We start from the raw sequence: 23,589 nt of genomic DNA, 5'->3' as shown, positions 1-23,589 counted from the left end.
ATTCATCTACTGTTTAGAAAGATAATTGAAGTAAATTATTACTTAATTATCTTTGCTTTCTATGTATTCAGCTATTGCTCTAGGTGTTCTTAGCTTAAATAAATCGATATCTTCAATTCCATAGTCATATAAGTAACGAAGTATCATCATAGATGTTAATGAGGTTCCACCAAGAGATACAAAATCATCATCAATGCTAATTCTTTGATTGAAGACCAATTCAAAAGCTCTTACAATAGTCTTTTCAAGTTCATTTCTTGGAGTTTCAATTTTTGTTTTTTCTTGTTCATTTCTTGGAGTTTCATATTCTGCAGTTTCTCTCTTTTCAGTGGAAGTTTCCGTTTCATCAATCTTTGGATCTTTCTTTATAGATTCCATTCCCTTAATCTTTGAATTCTCCTTTATGGCTTCTATTTCTTTAATTTTTGAAACATCATTTATTGTTGTTTCCAATACATCACAGGTGATAATGCTTCCAATTGTCTTTTTCACTGATTTTAAAAAGCTCTTCATATATTCATCAGTATATAATTGACAATTATAGCTTAAATTAATGAAAAAGCTTCCATCATAATTCTTAATAAAGTAGATTTCCAAATCCCTATCTCCAATAAATGCGCTATTGAAAACCAAATCATCTTTTAGCAATTCAGGAATAAAGTCTTCAAAATACCTATAGGTTATTGTTGAATACTGCATATTCTTCTTATGGAACATTCTTTCGAAAGGATACATTCCATATTTCAGTGCAGTGTTCCAATTTTCATTAGCTCCAGTCAATAATGCCTTTATGCTTTGATTACGGTCATCCCTATTTACAATCAATGGCAATTCCCTTGATAGGTTTCCAAATGTCTGATATAGGGAAGAGCTGTGCCTTCCATTATAAATATTTGTCAACAAGGATTTAGAGGAATCTGTGAATTCATCCAAAGCCAATAATGTTGATGTCATAAACAGGACACTTGGAGAAATATTTTGCTCATTGCAGAATCCTATAATATCAAAGTCATTAAGATTATCAGCTATTCCCTTTAGGACTTTCTCATCTAAATCTTGCTTTTGGTCCTTAGGCAATTTAATGTCTTCATAATCACTTAACATTTCTAAATAATAATCTTCTGCTTCATTGCATTGTTGTGAGTTTAAGAATTCTGTTTCAGCTATTGTGAAATCAAATAAGTTAACGATTTCCTTATCTAGCTCTTCACCATCATAGGCCTTCAATACATCATCAAAGAATAATTTCAATGAATATAAATCAACCAAAATGTGGTGTATGCTAAACACTAATCTAATTTCACTATTGGATTGTAGAATTGTAAAATGGAAGAGATTTTCATTTAAAAGATTAAATTCGTATAGTTCATTAAAGATTAACTCATCACTTATCTCATCAACCTTTTTCAATTCAACTAAATGATCGATATTCAAATCATCCTCTCTCCATTGCATCAATGTACCATTTCTTTTCACAAATCTTGTTTTTATGGATGTTTTAGTATTGATGGTTTTTAAAATTGCATTTCTAAGCCTTTCTGCATCCATATCTGAATCAATATTTACAACATCAGATATTATAACGGATTTTTTCAGGATATATGAAAATGTAAACATTACCTCCTGCATTGTAGTCAAAGGATAATATTTCTGTATTGGATAGGATTTTATTGATTTTTGTGTATTGCTGATTGCTTTGGCAATATCCTTTATAAATGGCTCAGATAATAGAGTATCAATGTTTAATTCAACACCAAAAGCCTTGAAGATTTCATAATTGAAATTCATGAATGTCAATGATGTGAAACCTATGCTGATTAAGTTAGTGTCAATTCCTATTCTTTCCACATTTGTCAGTTTTTTAGCAAATTCGATTAATGTTTTTTCCATTTCAGTTCTAGGAGCTTCGTAGCTCATTTCATTAAAATTCAATTTTGGCAATTTTGTTGTATCAACCTTTCCATGGAGATTAGTTGGAATTTCAGGAATTTCTATGAAATATGTAGGTACCATATATATAGGGAGTTTTCTTTCCAAGTAAGTACGAAGGTCCTTTTCATTTATTTGATTACTACTTACATAATATGCTATCAAGTGTTCAAAATTGTTAATTTTATCAATCGTTATTATGCTATTTGTAATACCTGGATATTTGTTGATTAGGCTTATTATTTCTTCACTTTCTAATCTTTGTCCTCTAAGCTTTAATTGCTTATCGACACGTCCATATAGTTTGATTTCTGAATTTAACTGCAGTACTACCAAATCTCCTGTTTTAATGAATCTTTTTCCATTGAATTCAGCATAAGTCTTTTTATCCTCTTCACTGTTGGTATATCCTAATGAAACTGAAGGACCGCTGATATACAAATGTCCTTGGACAAGAGGAGGCAATACCTGTTCATCAATATCTACAATATAACGCTTTACATTATGCATAGGCAAACCGATTGTAATGTCATTTTCATTTGTCACTTCCTTAAGGCCTATTCCAACTGATTCAGTGGATCCATAATCGTTGTAGATTTTAATGCTTTTATGTTTGCTCCTTATTTTTGTATATAGGATTGGAGGGAACTTTTCACCTAAAAGAACAACTCTTTTAAGATATTGGAAGACTTCAACAAACTCTGGAACCTCTAGGAATTCAGTTAATCTTGATGGAGTAATTGATCCAATGATTTCAGGCTTATACTTATCCATTAATTTGATTAGGCTACTTATATTCTTTATTTCATCATTATTTGCATAAACTACTGTTATGCCTGATGTTAATGCAGTTGTATAATCAATAACTGATGGAGTGTAATTTACATGAGTTAAGGTCAAGAGATGTTTTATATCTTTTGTAAATGCTTGATTAAGATTATTATCTTCACTAGGCATTGTAATGTTTACAATATTCCTATGGGACACTTTAACTCCCTTAGGCTTTCCGGTTGTACCTGAAGTGTATAGGATATATGCTACATCATTAGGGGATATGTCTAAATCAGGGTTTGTGTCATCAGCTTGTAGATTTGTATTTGTGTCATTTTCTCCATTTAACAATTCATTTGGATTAGGGTTTGTGTCATCAGCTTGTAGATTTGTATTTGTGTCATTTTCTCCATTTAACAATTCATTTGGATGAATTGAATTAGGCAAGTCCTTATCTGTTATTACAACTGATGAATCACTGTTTTCAATAATATATTTTATTCTATCTTCAGGATAGGATTCATCCAATGGTATGAATGCACATCCTGCCTTAAGAATACCCCAAATGGAATACATCAATTCCTTAGTTCTTGGAAGCAAGACCACAATATTGGATTTGGAAGGTGCTTTGCCAATAAGCCTATTTGCAATCCTATTTGCATTTTGATTCAATTCCCAATAGCTGATTTCCTCATCATTGACAATCAATGCAGTCTTATCCGGATTGATTGAGACTTGCTTTTCAAACAATTCAACAAGTGTAGGTATGTAAATGTCCTCGCTGAAATCGCCAAGATACTCATTTGATAGGGAAATGTCCTTTAATCGGGTATGATTTACATCAGAATCCACAATAAATTCAATTATTGTCCTAATGGAATCTAAAAATGTTTCCATATATTCTCCAGTGTATAATTCCTGATTATAAGTTATGCTTGCAAGGAACTTGTTTTCACTCTCTTTGACAAATGCTATTTCCAAATCCCTATCAATATCAGTTAATTGGGATGTTTGATCTTCAAATTCCAAGAAGGATGGGACGAAATCTTCAAAATACCTATAGGTAATTGTAGAACTGATATTTTCCTTATCATATAATCTTTCAACCGGATACATGGAATGCTTTAATGCATTGTTCCATGAATCATTGATTTTTTCAAATAGGCTTTTGACTGTCTCTTCCCTATTATCCCTATTGACAATCAGCAATAGCTCTTTTGACAATTCACCATATGTCTTATATAATGAGGCATTGTATCGTCCATTATAGATATTGCTTAAGCTGGACATGGTAGAATATGTAAATTTGTCTAAGGCAAGGAGGCTTGAGGCCATAAATAGAATGCTTGGTGAGATGTTGTTTTCACTGCAAAACTCTTCTATTTCAATATCATCAATCTCTATTGATTGAACATTAGCATTTTCCTTTGATGAATAATCTTCCTGATTCTTAGGAAGCTTGACTTCCTCATATTCCTTTAGGATATTTAAATAGTATTCCTCTGACTGCTTATATTGAATTGTATTTTCGTATTCCAATTCGTTCAATGTAAGGTCATACATATTAATGATTTCCTCTTCTATCTCTTTACCCTCATAAGCTAGCTTTACATCTTCAATAAACAGTTTTATGGAGTAGACATCCATTATTATGTGATGGATATTGGAAACCAGCTTTACCTCATCTGAGGTATGGTAAATTGTAAAGCGGAATAATGCATCTTCAAAATCATTGAACTCAAATATTGTATCATTAAGGAGCTCATCTGTGATTTCATCAACTTTCCTGATTTCAATGAATTGGCTAATGTCCAAGTCATCATCACGCTTTAGAATTATTTCATCATCTTTTTTAAGCAATTGGGCTTTCATTGATGCATGTGTGTCAATAACCTTAATTATTGAACTTTTAAGCTTATCCACGTCATTAAATTCATTTAAGCTGGCAACCTCATGCAATACAAACTTTTGCTTGCTTAAGTCACTATGTGAAAATATTGCCATTGTCCTTTGCATGCTGGTTAATGGATAGTATTTTTGCGGAGGATATGATTTTAGGCTATAGGAATCATTATTGATTACAGCTTCTGCAATCTTTTGTATATATGGATTGTTCAATAGGAATCCAATACCTAAATCCACATCATATTCCTTTAGTATTTCATGATTCAGCTTCATGAAGGTAAGTGATGAAAATCCTAGATTGAATAGGTTTGTTTTAACTCCGAAATTAGAAACATTGCTTAAATCATGACAAATCTCAAGCAATCCTTTTTCAATATCATTTTGAGGAGCTATTATTTCAATATCGCTTAATTCAGGCTTAGGCAATGCATTTTTATTGACTTTTCCGTTAATTGTTAGTGGGATTGAATCCAATTTGACAACAAATGATGGAACCATATAATTTGGCTTATGTTTAGCTACAAAATCGGTTACAGAGCTAAAGAGCTCCTTCTCGCTGATATCGTCCTTTGCTACAATATAGCTTGCCAGCTTTCCGTCAAACACTTGAACAGTAAGGTCATCTACATAATCCAATTCCCTTATAATTGATTCGACTTCGGTAAGCTCTACACGGTTTCCTCTAATCTTTACTTGACTGTCTCGACGTCCAACAAGCCCTAAAGTGCCATCAGGCAATATCCTTGCCATATCTCCAGTACGATACATTAGCTTGTGGTTTTCATCAAATGGATTATCGACAAATGCTTTTCTGTTTTCATCCTCTCTGTTTAGATATCCTTCAGCTATTTGATTTCCTCCAAGGTATAATTCACCAACAGCACCAACAGGAACTTGTCTGCCTTCATTATCTAAAATATATGCTTTAGAGTTAATATTTAAGCTGCCTATAGAAGAGTCATCAATCTTTTTGGAGTTGTCAATTGAGCTTATAAATGCAAATGCCTCTGTAGGACCATAGTCATCCATTAAGAGATAGCTTTCAGGGCTTTCAAACTCTCCAAGCTTTTCTCCACCAACTGACAATACCTTCAAGGAAGTCTCTTCAACACTATCCATAAAGAGCTTGCTTACTTGAGTGGTAATGAAGACATGGCCTACATTATGCCTAATGAAATAATCATTCAACTTCTTCATATCCAATTTGATCTCTTCTGGAACTATTGCTAGGGAACATCCGGAATAGAGGACCTTAAATATTGATTTATATCCTGCATCAAAACCAATAGATGGATATAGGGCATAGACATCTTCATTGCTTAAGTTTTGAGCTTCTGCATAATGTTCAGCTAAATTAAGAACTGCCTTTTTAGTGATTTTAACTCCCTTAGGTACACCGGTTGTACCGCTGGTATATAAGATTCCTGCCAAATTGCCATTTGAAACAGGAAGATGTGATAAGCGGCCTATTTTACCTTCAATGATTTCTGAAACATTTAATACAGCAATATCATCAGATAAGCTGCAAACCCTTTCATAAGTGGCATTGCTGACAATAATCGCCTTTGAGCTTGAATCTTCTATCATAAGCCTTATTCTTTCATCAGGAAGGGCATCATCGATAGGAACTGGAACTGCACCAAGAGATAAAATTGACAAGACATCAAACATGTAATATTCGCTACGTTCACAGACAAAGGCAACATTATCATCCATTCCAACACCTAAAGCCCTTAAATCATTAGCTATTTTATCTGCAATGAATGCTCCTTCAGCATAAGTGAAGCTATTATCATTCATTGATACAAGAGGGGCATTAGGGTTTTGACTAAGGTTATCATTGAATGCATCTAAAATGTTATCATATTTCAATACCTTTTCTGTTTGGTTGTAGTTATTTAAAAGTTTTATATCATCATTGGAAACATAATTGATGTCAGATAATTCTTCCTTATCTAAAATTTGGATTAGTATTTCCTTAAACACATTGACAAAGCGTATCGCTGTATCTTGGCTAAAGCTGTTTGAATGACTGAGATTAACTGCAAAACCATCCTCTAAGTCATTGACAACACATGAGAATTCAGAAACAGTATCAGCATATTCACTAAATTCCATTTCATCTCCAATGTTAGAAACATCATTTAAGTCATAATTATATTCAAATGATACATTATTGTTTAGATTGAATTCTTTTGCAAGCAATCTGAATGGATAATTGCTGTTCATCATGGAATTTATGATTGAATCAGACATTTCATCTAAAAATTCCTCTACTGACTTGTTTTTGCAGTCTGCAATAATTGGTATTGTTCTGATAAACATTCCTAAGCTATTTTGTGTGTAGCTTTCATGACGTCCATGCTCTGTAAAGGTATAATAAACTTTATCTGAACCGGTAAAACGGGAGTATGTATATGCAAATACACTATTCAATAGGTTGCTGGTTGTAATTCCTATTTCATGTGTAAATGAGTCTATCTTATCTTTGATTCCTCTAATAGGAAGAGTTATGCTTCCTTTAGATCCGTCTATATCATTTAATATTGTGTAGGTTTCGTCAATGTCTGCAAATTGTTCTATAAAGAATTCATGGGCTAATTCATATTCTGCTTTAAATTTGGATTCAAAGTCATTTAAGCTTGCATAAACAAATCCTAAATCTGTTTTATTGTTTTCTGGGTTTATTTTAAGGTCTAAATCGGTATTGTTTTGTGAGTTTGCTTTTTTAAGGTCTAAATCTGTTTTATTGTCTATTTTTCCATTTAAAATATCTTCTAACTCATTATTGATGATAATACGTGAGCTTGCATCGCTGATTATATGGTGCATATCATATAATATGAATCTGCCTTCATCATTATTAACTATATAGAAGCGAGTTAAATTTTTATTTAAGTCAAATGGCTTGATCAATTCCATATAGTCTTTTTCATTGACGGTTTCAATTGTTGGATAAGTATCGCAAACTAAAAGAGGCAAGTCATTATCTAATATTCTACCCTTTAGGATAGGGTGCTTTTCAATCAATGCATCGATTGCATCCTTAATTTCTTCCATAGATTTGTCTTTACAGTCTAAAATTCCTGGAACAGAATATGCAGTGCTTTTTTCATTAACTTTTTCATCTAAGTATATTCCTAATTGTGGTTCTGATAAGCTGCAAATGATTTCCTTAAATTCATATTCTCCAATGAATCTTAATTCTGATTTGATGTTTTCTATAAATTCATCAAATTTTTCACTTAAATAGGTCTTGTCTGCATATTCTCCATCAATGATGTATGAATCATCTAAATCGCCAATGTTTAAGGTAATTCCATAGGTTTTTGATTCAATTGGCTTCATATCATTTGAATCATTTTCAGTTATAAGATGATTAATGGATTCAAAGAGTTCATTTTTGAATATGAATTCATTTCCTAAGAAGTTGAAGGTTATTGGACAATGCTTGAATTCCAAATCATGGCTAGTGTAAATCAAGGAAGCATAGTTTAGTCCTAAATTATTAACATCTTTTAAAGCTGTTTTGATGCTATATATGTCATTTGTTAGTGAAATAGGGTCATAGCCGTTATTTGTTTCAACTGTAACCGGGTATTGGCTTGTAAACCATCCTATGGTTTGGTTGATGTTTGCTATGCTGTCGTCACGTCCATGTGATTCACGGTTGAAAATGACATCTTCATTGTATGTGTTCTTATAAGCACGAACAATTGCTAATGCTAAATACTCCTCTTCAGATAAGTTCAATAGATTATCCTTATTGTAATCTTTGTCTATCTTTAGGAGAATATTTTTAGCATTTCCCTTAATGAGAGAGTCATCTAATTGGTTGTTTACTTTAGTCCAATGTTGCTTTTCCTCATCAGATATGCTTTCAACTAATGTTTTAACATCGTCAACCCAGTATTTATATGGATAAGGCCTTAAGATGTCAATTTCTTCGCCTTTGGATAATTTAAGGTAAATCTCTGTTAAGTCAACAAGGAGATTATTCCAGCTTATTCCATCAATAATCAAGTGATGAGCAACTATAATCATATAATTTTCATTATTATGATGAACTAAATTGATATCAATTAGCTTGCTCTTTATGTTTATATTTTGGATGGATTCCATTAGGATATCCTTTATGCTTTCATTGAATTTATCTAATATGGATTGTTCTTGTTCATTTTCTGTATTGTTGTGTTTATTTGGTGTTGTTTTTTGTTCTTTTTGTGTATTGTTGTGTTTATTTGGTGTTGTTTTTTGTTCTTTTTGTGTATTGTTGAAATTATCATTTATGAAGTGTTCATTTATATCGCAGATATGTGTATTTACCGGCAATATTTCCTGAATCGGATTATTATCCTCATCAAACCTATATACGGCACGTAAGATGTCATGAATATTTGCTAATTCATCAAATGATTTTTGCAAAATATCCACATCTAAATCTTCTTTGATTTTCAATACGAATTGCTGTGTGAAGTTGTTTTCATTGATTTGATCAAAGAAATAAGATTGAATAGGGAGAAGATCCACTATTCCTTCTGTGCTTTCATATGACTTGACTGAATCATCTATTTTTACATGCTGTGAAATTAAGTAAGGTGTTTTGTAAGTTAATATGTCCTTAGCAGAACAGGAAATGTGTTGCTTGTGAAGGGAGGAAATCATTCTTATTGCAATGATTGAATCTCCTCCGAGACGGATGAAGTCATCATATATGCCTATATTTTCTTCATTGAATATTGTTTTGAATGTGTCTGTGATTATTTCTTCGATTTCTGTTCTTGGAGCAACATATTCGGCTTTTAATCTGTTCATATCCACTTCAGGTAAGGATTGCTTGTCCACTTTTCCATTGACTGTTAATGGAATTTCATTTATTTTTATGATAAAGGATGGAATCATGTAATCTGGTTTGTGTTGGCTTATGTATTCGCTGACAGATTCCTTTAGATGGTTTTCTTCCATCTCTTCTGATACAATGTAGGCTACCAATTCATGATTGCTGTTGCTTTTAACTGTTTGGACTGTTACATCTTCAACATATTCCAATTCTCTTATGGTTGATTCGACTTCAGTTAATTCTACACGGTTTCCTCTCACTTTTACTTGATTGTCTCGGCGTCCTATTATTCCTAATGTGCCGTCAGGCAGGAATCTGACGATATCTCCTGTTTTGTAGATCTTTTTGTATCCTTCTGTATTGTCGAATGGGTTGTTGAAGAATGCTTTTTTGTTTTCTTCTTCACGATTGAGGTATCCTGGAGTTAATTGGTGACCTGATAGGTATAGTTCTCCTGCTGCACCTATAGGCACTTGGCGTTGTTCATTGTCAAGCACATAGGCTTTTACATTATTGACCAATTTACCAATGCTTGAAGGGTGTATACGCTTATTTGCAAATATGCTTGTTGAAATCGCTAAGTTTTCTGAAGGGCCATATGATTCGAATGGACCGATGGAGTCTGGTGCATTAAGTTCTCCCAGCTTCATTCCTCCAAAGCATAAAAGCTTAATTGATGTTTCCATGCCGCTTTCAGCAAAGAGCTTTCCCACTTGGCTTGTAATGTATGTGTGGGTACAATTGTGTTCTACAAAATAATCGTTTAAGGCTTTCAAGTCTAGACGGATATCTTCTGGAACGACATATAATGATCCTCCTGTGATGAGTGGAGAGTATAATGCATGTGTATGCATGTCGAATACATATGAGCAGTACATTCCGTAAACGTCATTATCATTGAAGTCGGTTTCTTTCACATACCATGAAACAAAATTGTTTATTGCCTTTCTGGTGATTAAGACCCCTTTAGGAACACCTGTTGTTCCACTGGTGTATAGGATGCAGGCAATGTCATTTTCATTGACTGCTTCATAGTTTAAGTGTTTAGAGCTTTTTATATTGCTTTTTGTTATTTTGGACATGTTTAATGTTTTAATGTCTAATTTGCTTTTGTTGATTATGTCCATTACACGTTGTTCTGTTTGTTCACTTACTATTGCTCCTTTTGCTTGGCTGTCCTTTAGCATTTGCATTATTCTATCATCAGGATATGTGGTATCGATTGGGACATATATTGCTCCTGCAGTTAAGACCCCTAAACTTGCAAGGAGGAACCATTCTGAGCGTGGTACAATTAAAGCAACCTTGTCCTGCTTAGCAATATTTAGTGAGTGTATTTTGTTTGCTATTTCATTTGCTATGTATGCCCCTTCACCATGTGTGTAGCTTCTGTTTTCATATCCTACAAGGATATTGTCTGAATATTTTGACAAGCCATTGTCAAATGCCTCTAAAATATCCTTATGCTCAAATCCATATTCGGTTTGGTTATAGCTGTCTAAAAGCTTTATATCCTTATCTGTAATGTAATCAATATCTCCTAATTTCTCGACTTTAAGCATTTCCTGTAGGATGAGCTTATAGCTTTCGATGAAATGCTCAATAAAGTCACTTGAATACTTGTTGGAATATGTTATTTGCAGTTTGTAGTTTTCATTCTTTTGGATAAGCTCTGCAGTGAAATCAGCGATTAAGTCATCCATTTGGCCAAGTATGATATCTTCCATATTCTTATTATAATTATCATTATCAGTATCCATTGTCCAATCAGGCAAGTATTGGAACATGATATTGGCATCAATATTGTATTTGTCTATAAGCAATCTGAATGGATAGTAATTGTATTTCATTACATCATAAACCAAATTGGACATATAGTCCATGAATGATGAGATGTTTTGGTTTTTGCAGTTAACCAATATTGGCAAGGTATTTACATACATTCCGATAGAGTTGAAGTTATTGAATCTGTCACGGCCATTTTCAATGATATTGAACTGGACAGAGTCTCCGCCAACATATCTGGATAAGGTGTAGGCAAAAACGCTGGTAAATAACACATTTTCACTTATGCCCTGTTCAATTAGGAACGGCTTAATTGAATCATGCTTCAAGTCCATGTCCTTTTCTATTGATCCTGGGCCATCACTGTTAACACTTTCTAAAAACAGGCCAGTTTCATCACTTTCTGCCAGCATTGATTCGTAAAAGTCTTTAGCGGATTCGGTTTCATCTGAATTTTGCATTTCTTGGCTGAATGCTGAGACTTTTAAGAAAGAATCATCAATGTCGATGGTTTCTCCTTCAAGTATCGCCAATAGGTCTTCTTTGAATACATTGTTTGACAGTGCATCAAAAATGATGTGGTGGAAAACCGCTAAGAGTGAATGCTTATCCTCTTCTTCCATGATTAGGAATCTGCATAAACTTTTATGCAAGTCAAATGGCTTGGTTAAAAATTCAATGACAGATTCCTCTTTAATATTGGTTTTAAAGATTATTTGTGGCTTATTTCCTTTGACTAAATATGGAACATCGTATTCGTCGCTAACGCACATTCCTAAAATAGGGTGGACATTCATCATCTCTTCTAAAGCAGTGTTAATTCTGGCTGTGTCATATTTTTTAGGGATTTCCATAGCTAATGGCATGAGATATGAATTCACTTTGCCCTTAGCTGCAATATCCAGGTATACGTTTAATTGTGATTCGTTTAAAGGACATCCTGATTCTAATGAGAAGATATTTAAGTCATATGTGATTTCTTTCATGTTTTTAGCTATAGCATAAGGTGTACCTAATCTTAGTATGGCTGCTATTGAAATCTCATATTCCTCTAGATATGATGCTAATTTGATGGCAGTTAATGATTCTCCCCCTAATTGTATGAAATCATCGTAAATTCCTATGCTTTCCATATCGAATGCCTTTTCAAAGGCTTCTGTGACTTTCTTTTCTCTTTCTGTTCTTGGGGCCACATATTCTGTCTGAAGACTGCTTAAGTCAATTTCAGGCAATGCATTCTTATCCACTTTTCCATTAACGTTTAGAGGGATGGCATCTAATGCCATTACATATGAAGGGACCATGTAGCTTGGTTTGGATTTTGCTATATAATCGCAAAGATCTTCTTTGAGGGTGTTTTTGTCCATTTTCTTATCTGTTACAACATAGGCAACAAGCTCGTTGTTAGAGCCCTTTTTAACAGTTTGGACAGTAACGTCCTTGATATGTTTCATTTCCCTTATGCTTGATTCTACTTCAGTTAGCTCTACACGGTTTCCTCTGATTTTCACTTGGCTGTCACGGCGACCAACAATAGCTAAAGAGCCATCCGGCAAAACACGTACCATATCACCGGTACGATACATTATGGGATAATCTTCACTATCATTGAATGGATTTTTCAAGAATGCCTTAGCGGTCTCTTCCTCACGATTCAAGTAACCGTCAGCTATTTGATAACCTGATAGGTACAGTTCACCAACAGCTCCAACAGGAGCTCGTCTAAACTCCTCATCTAAAACATATGCTTTAGTGTTGTCAATGAGGAAACCAATTGATGATGGGTCAATCCTCTCATCTGAATCAATACTTGTTACATCAACACATGCTTCTGTTGGTCCATATGAGTCTACAAAACGATAATCAACTTCAATTTCACTTTCACCTAAGTTTTCACCACCAGTAGTCAACACCTTAAGTGAAGTCTCATCAATTTGGTCGATAAACAGTTTTGCAACTTGTGTTGAAATTTCAGTATGGGTCACTCCCTGTTTGATGAAGTATTCGTTCATTGCAGTTATATCCAACTTAATTTCACCTGGAATGACTGATAAACAGGCTCCTGCATAGATAGATGAGAATATGGCCTTTATGGATACGTCAAAGCCAATGGAAGCAAATAATCCATAAACATCATCATTGTTTAAGCCATAGGCTCTGATATAAAACTCTGATAGGTTAAGTATGGATTTTCTGGTAATTTTAACACCTTTAGGAATACCAGTTGTACCGCTGGTATACAAAATGCAGGCTATATCCCTGTAAACAAGAGGCAAACTAAGTGATTTTCCAGTTTCATCTATTGTATTTTTTGGTGTGTTTGAGAGGTTTTTTCCAGTATCTCCTTTTATTATTTCAGATATGTTTAGGATATCACAGTTATGGCTTAAGCTGCAGACACGTTCGTAAGTTTCATCACTTGCAACAATCACGTTAGCATCACAATCTTCCAATATGAAATTAATCCGTTCATCAGGGAGCTTATCATCCAAAGGAACATAAATTCCTCCCATAGACATGATTCCTAAAATGCAAGGCACATAAATTTCAGAGCGTTCAAGTAGAAATGCAACACAATCACCTGTTTCAACTTTCAATTCAATTAATCCTTTTGAAAGCTTATCTGCAATAAATGCTCCTTCAGCATAACTATAGACTTTATCATTCATTGATACAAGAGGGCTATTTGGATTTTGACTAAGATTATCATTGAATGCCTCTAAAATGTCATTGTACTCAAGGGCATGTTCGGTCTGGTTGTATTCATTTAATAGTTCAATGTCTGAACCTGCAGTATAACTTATTTCTGATAATTTATCCGCCTTTATGATTTGATTTAGTATCATATTATATGATTCAGTAAATCGCTTTATAGTTTCCATGGAATAGAGGCTTGAATATATGACTTTTATTGAATATTTCTCATCATCAGTTTTTAATATGGTGAAATCCAAATCGGAAACATTGTAAAATAGGCCTGTTTCATCGTTTTCATCAGAATTAGGCAGGTATTGGAATAGAATTGAAGAATTAATATTATATTTGTTTGCTAAGATCCTAAATGGATAAAAGTTATAGGATAATTCTTTTAAAATTAATTCCTTAACTTCATGTGTATAGGATTTAATTTCCTTGTCATGGCAATCAACAAGCAATGGTAAGGTATTCACGAACATGCCTATGGATTTATAATTGTTTAAAGTGTCACGTCCGTTGTCTAGGATATTGAATAATACTTGACTGTCTCCAGTGAATCTGGATAAGGCATATGCGAAAACTTCTGTGAATAAAATGTTTTCAGTAATATTGTTGGCCTTTAGGAAGTCTTGGATTTCATTTTTTTCAATTGATAAATCAAAACAGTAAGCTCCTGCTTCATTGCCTTCAACACTGCTTAAAAGAGGGGCAATTTCATTGGCTTCAGACAACATGGAGTCATAGAATTTTTCTGCTTCTTCATATTTTGGCTCTTTAATGATTTCTTCGTCATAAATACTTGCTTTGATGAATCCAACATCAGTTTCTAATGTTTTTCCATTGAGTAAATCGAATAAATCGTTTCTGAATACCATGCTGGAAAAACCATCAAAAATCAAGTGGTGGAAGACTGCAATCAAACTAAGTTCATCATTGTTTTCCACTAATAAAAAGCGAGATAAGCTTTCATTCAAATCAAATGATTCATTCATGAATTTGTTGGTTTTGTTTTCTTCTTGTTTTGAATCAAGTAATTCATTTATATGGTTTGTCTTGTTTTCTTCTTGTTTTTTCAAAATTTTGATTTCAGGAGTCTTTCCAGAATTTAGATAAGGAGTTCCATCAATGATTTCAATATGAGTTTTAAGTATTGGATGAACCTTGAATATTTCATTTAATGCATTTTTTACATCCTCAATTGAATGGCTTTTGTCTATCTTAATCCTAAGTGGTATATTGTATTCTTCATTATTTTCATTTCTTTGAATGTCTAGATAAACGTTTAATTGTGATTCGTTTAATGGACAGGCATCATTTATTGAGTATTTGTTCCAATCGAAATCAGGCATCTCATTATTTTTAATGTGTTTGGCAATTCTTTCAGGAGTTCTTAGTCTAATCAAATCGTTGATTGTTAAATTATATTCATCTAATTCGCTTAAGATCTTCATTGCAATAATGGAGTTACCTCCTAATTGTATGAAATCATCATATATGCTGATTTTATCATTATTGAAGAATTTTTCAAAGGATTTAACAATCATTTCTTCATATTCGTCCCTTGCTTTGGCAAATTCAACTTCATCAACTTCTATAGGAGGCAATTTCTTTACATCTATTTTTCCATTTGGATTTAGCGGCAAAACTTCCATTTGCATATAAAATGATGGAATCATATAATTTGGCAATTGATTCTGCAAATATTCCTTAAGGTCATTTTCATCAATGGCAAGCTCTGATGAATAATATGCAATCAAATGATTTTGATGATTTATTTCACCGACAATGACTTTCACTTGATCCATATCCTTATAATCAAGGATTGTGGATTCAATCTGTTCAGGTTCAATTCTAAAACCATTTAGATTGATTTGATTATCCTTTCTTCCTAAATAAACAACTTCACCATTATTATTGAAATAAGCTAAATCATTTGTAAAAAATGCTTTTTCATTATTAAATTTACCATAGGCTTTTTCTGTCTCTTTTTGATTGTTTAAATATTTTTTAGTGACTATTGGTCCAGAAATAACGATTTCACCTACAGAACCAATAGGCAATTGCTTTTTGTTTTCATCTAATATGCTGACTTTAGAATTGCCTAAAGGTTTTCCAATAACTGAATAGTCAGATAAATCATCATTTAACTTATTTATTATAACAGAACCTGATGTTTCACTACAGCCATAGGCATTAAACAGGTTTGTTGAAGAGTTTTTTCTAATATTGGCTTTAGTTAAACTGGAACCTGCAAAGGCTAAATTATCCAAATTCAAGTCAAAATTATTGTATAGGTATAATCCTAATTCCTGTGTTGAAATCAACACATAGCAATGATGGATTGATAGGTATTTGACAATTTTTGGAATTGTATCTTGGCTGGTTTCACGTATAATGAATGCTTCAGACCCATTCATTAATGCAGCATAAATTGGAAGGGAAGCAACAAAAGTGAATTTTGCTAAACACATGAAGTTCCCTGAACCACCTTCTTCTATATTGAAATGATTGATGTAATTGTAGTTAATGTTAATAATGTTTCTTTGAGTTATTTCCACACCTTTTGGAGTTCCAGTCACTCCACTAGTGTATAAAATAAGTGCAGTGTCATCTAAATCAACATCTGCATCAGAAAAATCAATATTTGCATCAGAATCTTCTGAAGAATCAATTTTAACAGATGTTCTTAGTGAATCCAATGCAATGGATTCAATATTTTTGAACTCATGAGGAGTTTCTTGGATTATGTATTTTGCTGAACTGTCATCAATGATATTTTGAATATAATTTTCAGGATATGAATCATCAATAGGAATGGTGATGGCACCTAATTTCATTAGGCAAATGCTTAACAATGGAATATTATATGATCTAGATAAATTTAAAATGATTTTGTCAGATTTAGAAATGTCATAGTCTTTTTGAAGAGTATATGTTGTGGATTTAATCAAATCATATAATTCATTGTATCTTATTCGGTTTTCTTCATCATTTATTGCAAAATTATTTGGATATTTTTTTGCTATGTTAGATATGATTTTTGGAAGTGATTTTTCTTCTATTTCAAAATTTGAACCTTTTGAAAATTCATCCAATAATTTTAATTGTCTATCGCATACAATATTTATGTCACAGCAATTTTGATTGATGTTCTTTTGGAAGTTTAAAATAATGTATTCAATATTTTCCATCATGGTTTCCATTTCAATTCTATTGAAAGTGTTTTTATCATATTCAATTTCAACAGCATCCTCAAATATGATGAATCTTATAGCAGAATCATTATCCTGGATATTTGAATTTTTTTCTCCATCTACGATCAAATAATTGAAAATGTAATCACTATATTCAGGATATAATTCATCAACATAGTCCTTTAGATTGTCCATAGAGCTTTTTAAGGACTTGTCTAGCACTGTTTTTACATTAAAAACACTATTTAAAAGGGAACTTTTGCTGTTATAGCTAATTTTAAAAAGTGTATCATTTGGGCTTATGTTATTGTAAGCTAATATTATCCCTTCACTTCTGCTGGTTCTGGATAAGTATATGGATAGAATGCTTGTGTAAAATTCAAAAAATGAAATATTATTTTCTGTTAAAAATAGTTCCAATTCAGGAGTGTTTAAAAGATTGCTTTTAATCTTTTCAAAGTTTTTATTTTCACTGGCTTTTTTTGTAAAATTATTAAATGAGAAGAATTCCTTTAATTCCCCTTTCCAAAATCTGCTTTGCAAATTAGTTTCTCCTATAAATTTTTATGAGTATAAATGCTCACAATTATTGGTTATATATTTAAAATATTAAATATAAATATTTACTTAAATAATTTAATTTTGTTAACCTTAACAGTTTTTTTGTAGGTTGATGCTGATTTAAATATTGGTGTGTTGGACTTGTATTTTTTGTAGGTTAATGATAGACTTAAAATAAGGTATTAAATTAATTATAGACTTAAAATAAGGTATTAAAATGACTGGCATATTAGAGCATTTCGGTAACTTTTGTTCTTATTTTGAATTTTTTAAAAATCCAATTTCCTGCTTAATGTTTAAATGTGGGATTAAGAAGGAAGTCACTGTAAAATTCAGGCATTCAAATAATGATTTAAAGATAACTGATGTAAGATTGTTGAATGCGATTATAAAAAATATTTTTCGTGTAAGGCCTGAGCTTATTGGAGATTATGTTGAATTTAATAATGAATTATTTAAATTTAATGAAACTGTAGAGTGGTTTGGCGTTACAATTTATAACTTTTTTAATGATGAATATGATTTCATGACTGACCCTTTTTATGAGTTTTATTATTATGGACATTATAATTCTTCTAAAATTGATTTTGAAAATAGAGTTGTAATTGATATAGGTTCATTTATTGGTGATACAGCACTTTTATTTGCCAAAAATGGTGCTGAGGTATATGCTTTTGATCCAGTGAAGAAAAATTATGAGTTTTCTTTAAAAATCAGGGAATTGAATCCAAGCCTTAAAGATAAGATTCATTTCTTTAATTATGGGGTTTCAGATAAGACAGGTAAATTGCTGATTGATTCAATGGATTCTACAGATGATTATAGAAATGTGGAAGATTCTTATGAAGTTGATATAATCACTATTGAGGATATTTTAAATGAGAATGACATTAAACCTGATATATTAAAAATGGACTGTGAAGGCTGTGAATATAATATAATATTAAACACTGACTTATCAGATTTTAAGGATATAATTTTTGAACATCATCAGGCTTTGGTTAAGAAAGATTATCATTTATTGATGGATAAATTAAAAAGCCAAGGATTTGAAGTTGAAAATTTGATTGAAACAGCAGCTAATTTTGAAGAAGTTGGTTTAATACATGCTTATCGTAAATAACTTCTTTCATTAGGTTTTTTAATTAATTAATTTTACTAATTTTAGGTTTGAAAACCTTTTTTTTATTAATTTTACTAATTTTAGGTTTGGAAATCTTTTTTTTATTAATTTTACTAATTTTAGGTTTGAAAAGCTTCTTTTTTAAGTTAAGAGTGTTCGCCAAAAGAATAAAAATCCTTTTAAAAAACTTCTAAAAACCCTTTATTTTAAAAATATGGAAACAAATTTTTATAAAAATATATTTTTGGCGAGTACTTGTTAATCTTTAATTAAATAGACCTTACTTTATTTAAGATTGGCTTTTCAACCACATACCAGCTAAATAATCCAAATGCCATTGCAATAATCAGTGAAATGATACCAAATTCTAAAACATTCATATTAGGATTGTAAAGCTTATAATAACATGTTAACACAATTTGTATTGGCCAGGAATAAATGTAAATTCCATAGGAAATATCATTTTTTTGAATGAACTTCGGTGATTTTAGATTGATAGCGAGGTACAACACTATATGTCATTGGTATTGCACATATTTCAGTAGCAAATCAATTATTTAGCAATGTCATAATTATTATACAGAAGATTAGAGATAGAATCAGATATTTTTTGTTAAATACCAGTTTATCCTTTATTAAATAAAGAATAGATCCTCCTAAAAATATTGCGCTAAAATTAATGAAATATGCAATTTCCTCTACAAAATTTGCTGGCGGATTTTCTGGCCTTGGAATTATAAAAGAACAGAAAATCATAAATAAATACAAGAAAATTATTATTTTTGTGTAGTTTTTTAGCTTTAGCTTTTTTAATAAAAACATCACGATTCCTATCAAAAGGTAACATAAAATTTCATAGAATAATGTCCATGTTGAAGTATTCCATCCATTAACTTGTATTGTAGTCAAGATGTTTCCAATTGGGGTAAGAATATCAAATACCATACAGTTAAGTAAATAGTCTATTGGTGAAGGATTTAAAGAAAAATAACTATTTATATCGAATCCGTGATGAATCAGTGCATATGTGATTGGTGCAAAAAGTAAAACAACCATTACTGAAGAAACAAAATATCCTGGATATATTCTAGCAAATCTTTTTATTAAAAATGTTTTAAAGCTATTCTTAATTGCAGAACCGGTGATTAAATATCCAGAAACTACAAAAAATAATGGAACTGCTAATGTAATTAGGTATATAACAGGTTGAGGTAAGTTATATTCAAAATTAGGAATAAAATAACAATGCCCAACTAGAACCAAAATGGCAAAAATCAGCCTTAAAAGATTTAATGAATTATCTCTCTTGTTCACTTCAATGTTTTTAATTTTAATCACCATTATATTATTTTCAAGTTAAACTTTAAATTTTTTTCTAATTTGGAATTTGAGGAGTGTAATAAGCTTAAGCATTCCCTATTTAGTAATATATTTTTTAATTTTTTTAGTTAATATTTGTTTATTGTTTTGGTTAATATTTGTTTATTTTTTTTTGAGGTATTTTTTTTATTGTTTTGGTTAATATTTGTTTATTTTTTTGGTTAATATGTCTTTTTTTTATTGTTTTGGTTAATATTTGTTTATTTTTTGCCTAAATCCATAAAAAATAGATTAATTAAGCAAAAAACTTTTTAAAATATGGTTATCGTTATAATTTAAATAATAAATTAAATAAAATATTAAATATTGAGATATTTTGAAAAATATTATAAAATCAACAGAGTTTAAATATAGTTTGCTAAATATGGAATTAATGAGAAATGTTTAGGATTCAGAACAGTTTGCATAATTCCGTTAAAGATTATGTTGAGATTTGTAGGAATTGAGGAAATGTTAAGAGAATACAAAGAAAGGATAGGTTGCTTTATTTTAGCTGGGGGGGAAGGTTCTAGATTAGGAAATCTAACTAGAAATACATGCAAGCCATTAATTAAGGTTTGTTCCCATTATCATTTAATTGATTTTAGTCTAATAAATTGTTTACATTTCAATATTACAAAATTAGCAGTTATTGTTCAGTATGAATCAATTGATTTGATTAACTATTTATTTGAATCAAACCTAAATTCATTAGTTGCCAATTTCAAAGTCATGCCTCCTGGAACAAAGCAATCAAGTGATGGGGATTTTGCTTATAAAAACACTGCCCATTCAGTGAAGGTCAATATGGATTATATGGTTGATGATGATAATATAAGGGATATTCTAATCTTATCTGCAGACCATGTCTATTCCATGGATTATGACTTTTTTTATAGGCATCATTTGGAAATGGATAATGATTTAACCGTTTCAGTTTCACAAGTTTCTTTAGAGGAAGCTTCACGTTTAGGTGTTTTCACACTTGATGAAGAGGATAATATTATAGATTTTAAAGAAAAGCCAGAGAATCCTAAAAGCAATTACGTTTCTATGGGTATTTATTTATTTAAAAAAGACAAGCTAAAAGAAGCATTAATTGAGTTGGAAAAGAGTTTCGGGGCTGATTTGGATTTTGGAGAACATGTTTTACCATATTTCCTTGAAAATTATAAAGTAGGCTTATACAAGTTTAAATGGTATTGGTTGGATGTAGGAACAGTTTACTCATTTTGGAAATTAAACATGAGCCTATTAGATCACCCTACTTTTATTAAGGACTTTTTTGAATTAGATAAAAGATTTAAAATTAATAAAGATATTAATAATTCAAGCCCATCCTTTTTTGGTGAGAATTCCAATATAAAATCTTCAATAATCGGTAAAAATTCCTTTGTTTTAGGTAATGTCAACCATTCCATGATTGGGGATGGTGTTGTTATTGAGGAGGATGTTGATATTTTAAATTCTGTTGTAATGGATAATTGTCTTATTAAAAAGGGAACTAAAATTAAAAATGCTGTAATTTCCCAAGATACTGTTGTTGAAGAGGATATTATCAGTGATGATGAGATTATCTGCAAATAGTTTTTTCATGAGTTTTGAATGATGGGTCATTATTTGCAATGTAAATGATTGGGTTCATGAGTTTTGAATGATGGATCATTAATTGCAATATAATGATTAGAATAAGTATTTATTCTTCCAGAATCTCTTTCATTGTAATCATAAGTTTTTTAAGCAAAAATTTCAAAATGTGAAGTTCTTCCTTGCTGAAGTATTTCAATACTTCTGCTTGGCTTTTATAGTCAACTTCCTTAACCATTTTATACATTTCAAGTCCTCCATCGGACGGTGAAACTATTTTTCTACGCCTATCATTTTCATCGGTTTTTCTCATTATGAGATTCCTTTTTTCTAAGGTGTTGATTTCACGAGTCACGGTTGCTTCATTAAGCTTTAAAATAGATGCTATTCTCTCTTGTGAAATGTTCTTTTCCTGGAATAGTGTCAATAGGATCCAAAATTGGTTTTGAGTTATATCAAGATCCTTTAGATATCTGCCAAAAAAGGTAAGATATTGGCTGGCAGCAGGTCCGAAGAAAAATCCTATAGGGACATTGTCAATTTCATTATTGTCTAATGAATAAATATCTGAAATCATTGGTTGCTTCTTTTTGCCTTTATCACTAGTTTTTTTATTTGAATTTAAATCCATATGAGTACACTCTCATATTATGGTATGTTTGATTTAGCTATTAATTATTTTTATAAAAATACCTATTCTCTTTTTTGGTTTTGAATAATCATGTAAATGACTTTTTCACCTTACCCATTAAAATCACAACCCATAATTGAATATATTTTTCTTTTATTGATTAATTAAGTTTTATAAAGTAATTGATTTATAGAATACTGGGGAAGCGTAAAGTAAACCTTAAGTTTTATCCCATTTATATATCTTTTTAAATAAACAATTTAATAGTCTTGTTTTAAGGGGAGAGATTAGATGGCCGAAAAAGAGAAAATAGGAAAATGTCCATACTGTGGCAGCACTAAATTGGAAAAAATAGATTGGGGATTTGCTAATTGGGAATGCCAAACTTGCAGAAACAATTTCAAAACTCCTTATTATGAGACAGAGGAAGCTCCAAGACAGCATAATTCAAGCCATGACAAATTTGGATTTTCAGATTTAATGTCTGGATTCATTAAATACTTCCTGATAATACTCTTTTCCCTATCTATTATAATCATTGCAATATTCTTTATTGTGAGAATTTATCAGATATCTTTACCTTTTTTATAGTTTTTTTTGAAAACAAGAATATGTTTAATGTTTATTTACCTTTTTTTATAGTTTTTTTTTAAAGCAAGAATATGTTAATTAAGAAAATAAAAAAATGGAATGAATATGGACCCATCATCCGCATTAGAATGGTTAAAATATGTTATTTAATGAACAAATTTCTCAAAAAAGTATTTGGCAATTTTATTTATGGATATGACCTAATTAAAAAGCAAGTAAGTGCTTACATTCAATAAACTTTATTTAGTAAAGAAGTTACATTATAAAAATGGTGGCTGGAAAATATATTTGTTTTTTATATATGAAATGAAATCCGAGTATTTTTTTAATTGATTTCTAAAAGATTATTTTTATTAATTTTTCAAATTACGAATCATCAGACACCTAAGTTATTATTTTTTTTATATGATTAAATTCACATTAAAACTAAATGAGAGAGGGTGTCACAAATTTTGAAAAAAAATCAAATTCATGATCCCAATTTTTTTTTTAATTTTTTCCAAAATCCAAAAAATTCTTTTTTTTTCTTATGAATTGGATCTTTTGTTCATTTTCATTGAATATTCTTTTAAAATTGTATCCAGTTGCCATTAATTTTAATTCTGTATCACAACGT

At 31.1% G+C, this 23,589-nt stretch carries 7 protein-coding genes; 3 read left to right on the top strand and 4 right to left on the bottom strand.

The window, feature by feature from the left end; genetic code table 11:
* Positions 1–42: 42 nt before the first annotated feature.
* Positions 43–17,664: a non-ribosomal peptide synthetase gene (locus QZV12_RS02830; protein WP_295616885.1), complete on the bottom strand. Its 17,622-nt coding sequence runs from the start codon at positions 17,662–17,664 to the stop codon at positions 43–45.
* Positions 17,665–17,899: 235 nt separating this feature from the next.
* Here QZV12_RS02830 and QZV12_RS02825 point away from each other — a divergent pair, with 235 nt between their 5' ends.
* Complete coding sequence (locus QZV12_RS02825) at positions 17,900–18,805, top strand: FkbM family methyltransferase (RefSeq protein WP_295616882.1); 906 nt, start codon at positions 17,900–17,902, stop codon at positions 18,803–18,805.
* Between the two features lie 269 nt (positions 18,806–19,074).
* Here QZV12_RS02825 and QZV12_RS02820 read toward each other — a convergent pair whose 3' ends face one another.
* Positions 19,075–19,221 (bottom strand): hypothetical protein, encoded by a 147-nt coding sequence (locus QZV12_RS02820; protein ID WP_295616878.1) that lies wholly within the window; start codon positions 19,219–19,221, stop codon positions 19,075–19,077.
* A 133-nt stretch (positions 19,222–19,354) separates the two neighbouring features.
* A complete protein-coding gene (locus QZV12_RS02815) occupies positions 19,355–20,146 on the bottom strand; it encodes an acyltransferase (protein WP_295616875.1) in 792 nt (263 codons plus the stop codon).
* A gap of 462 nt (positions 20,147–20,608) precedes the next feature.
* On the opposite strand from QZV12_RS02815, the gene QZV12_RS02810 reads away from it, so the two are divergent.
* Positions 20,609–21,751, top strand: coding sequence for a glucose-1-phosphate adenylyltransferase family protein (locus QZV12_RS02810; RefSeq protein WP_295616872.1), 1,143 nt, complete (start codon positions 20,609–20,611; stop codon positions 21,749–21,751).
* A gap of 109 nt (positions 21,752–21,860) precedes the next feature.
* Here the strand turns inward: QZV12_RS02810 and QZV12_RS02805 are convergent, their stop codons facing one another.
* Positions 21,861–22,382 (bottom strand): MarR family winged helix-turn-helix transcriptional regulator, encoded by a 522-nt coding sequence (locus QZV12_RS02805; protein WP_295616869.1) that lies wholly within the window; start codon positions 22,380–22,382, stop codon positions 21,861–21,863.
* 291 nt (positions 22,383–22,673) lie between these two features.
* Here QZV12_RS02805 and QZV12_RS02800 point away from each other — a divergent pair, with 291 nt between their 5' ends.
* Entirely contained in the window at positions 22,674–22,973 is a 300-nt protein-coding gene (locus QZV12_RS02800; protein ID WP_295616867.1) for a hypothetical protein, read from the top strand.
* Positions 22,974–23,589 lie beyond the last annotated feature (616 nt).

Source organism: uncultured Methanobrevibacter sp. (genome assembly GCF_902769175.1).
In the GTDB taxonomy this organism is placed as follows: domain Archaea; phylum Methanobacteriota; class Methanobacteria; order Methanobacteriales; family Methanobacteriaceae; genus Methanobrevibacter.
The sequence above is the reverse complement of the archived record's forward strand: the minus strand, read 5'-3'. Positions and strand labels throughout refer to the sequence as shown.

Bases quoted from the DNA above. Each gene is read 5' to 3' on its own strand.
- QZV12_RS02810 (WP_295616872.1), top strand. From the start codon at position 20,609: ATGTTGAGATTTGTAGGAATTGAGGAAATGTTAAGAGAATACAAAGAA.
- QZV12_RS02825 (WP_295616882.1), top strand. From the start codon at position 17,900: ATGACTGGCATATTAGAGCATTTCGGTAACTTTTGTTCTTATTTTGAA.
- QZV12_RS02800 (WP_295616867.1), top strand. From the start codon at position 22,674: ATGGCCGAAAAAGAGAAAATAGGAAAATGTCCATACTGTGGCAGCACT.
- QZV12_RS02815 (WP_295616875.1), bottom strand. From the start codon at position 20,146: ATGGTGATTAAAATTAAAAACATTGAAGTGAACAAGAGAGATAATTCA.
- QZV12_RS02805 (WP_295616869.1), bottom strand. From the start codon at position 22,382: ATGGATTTAAATTCAAATAAAAAAACTAGTGATAAAGGCAAAAAGAAG.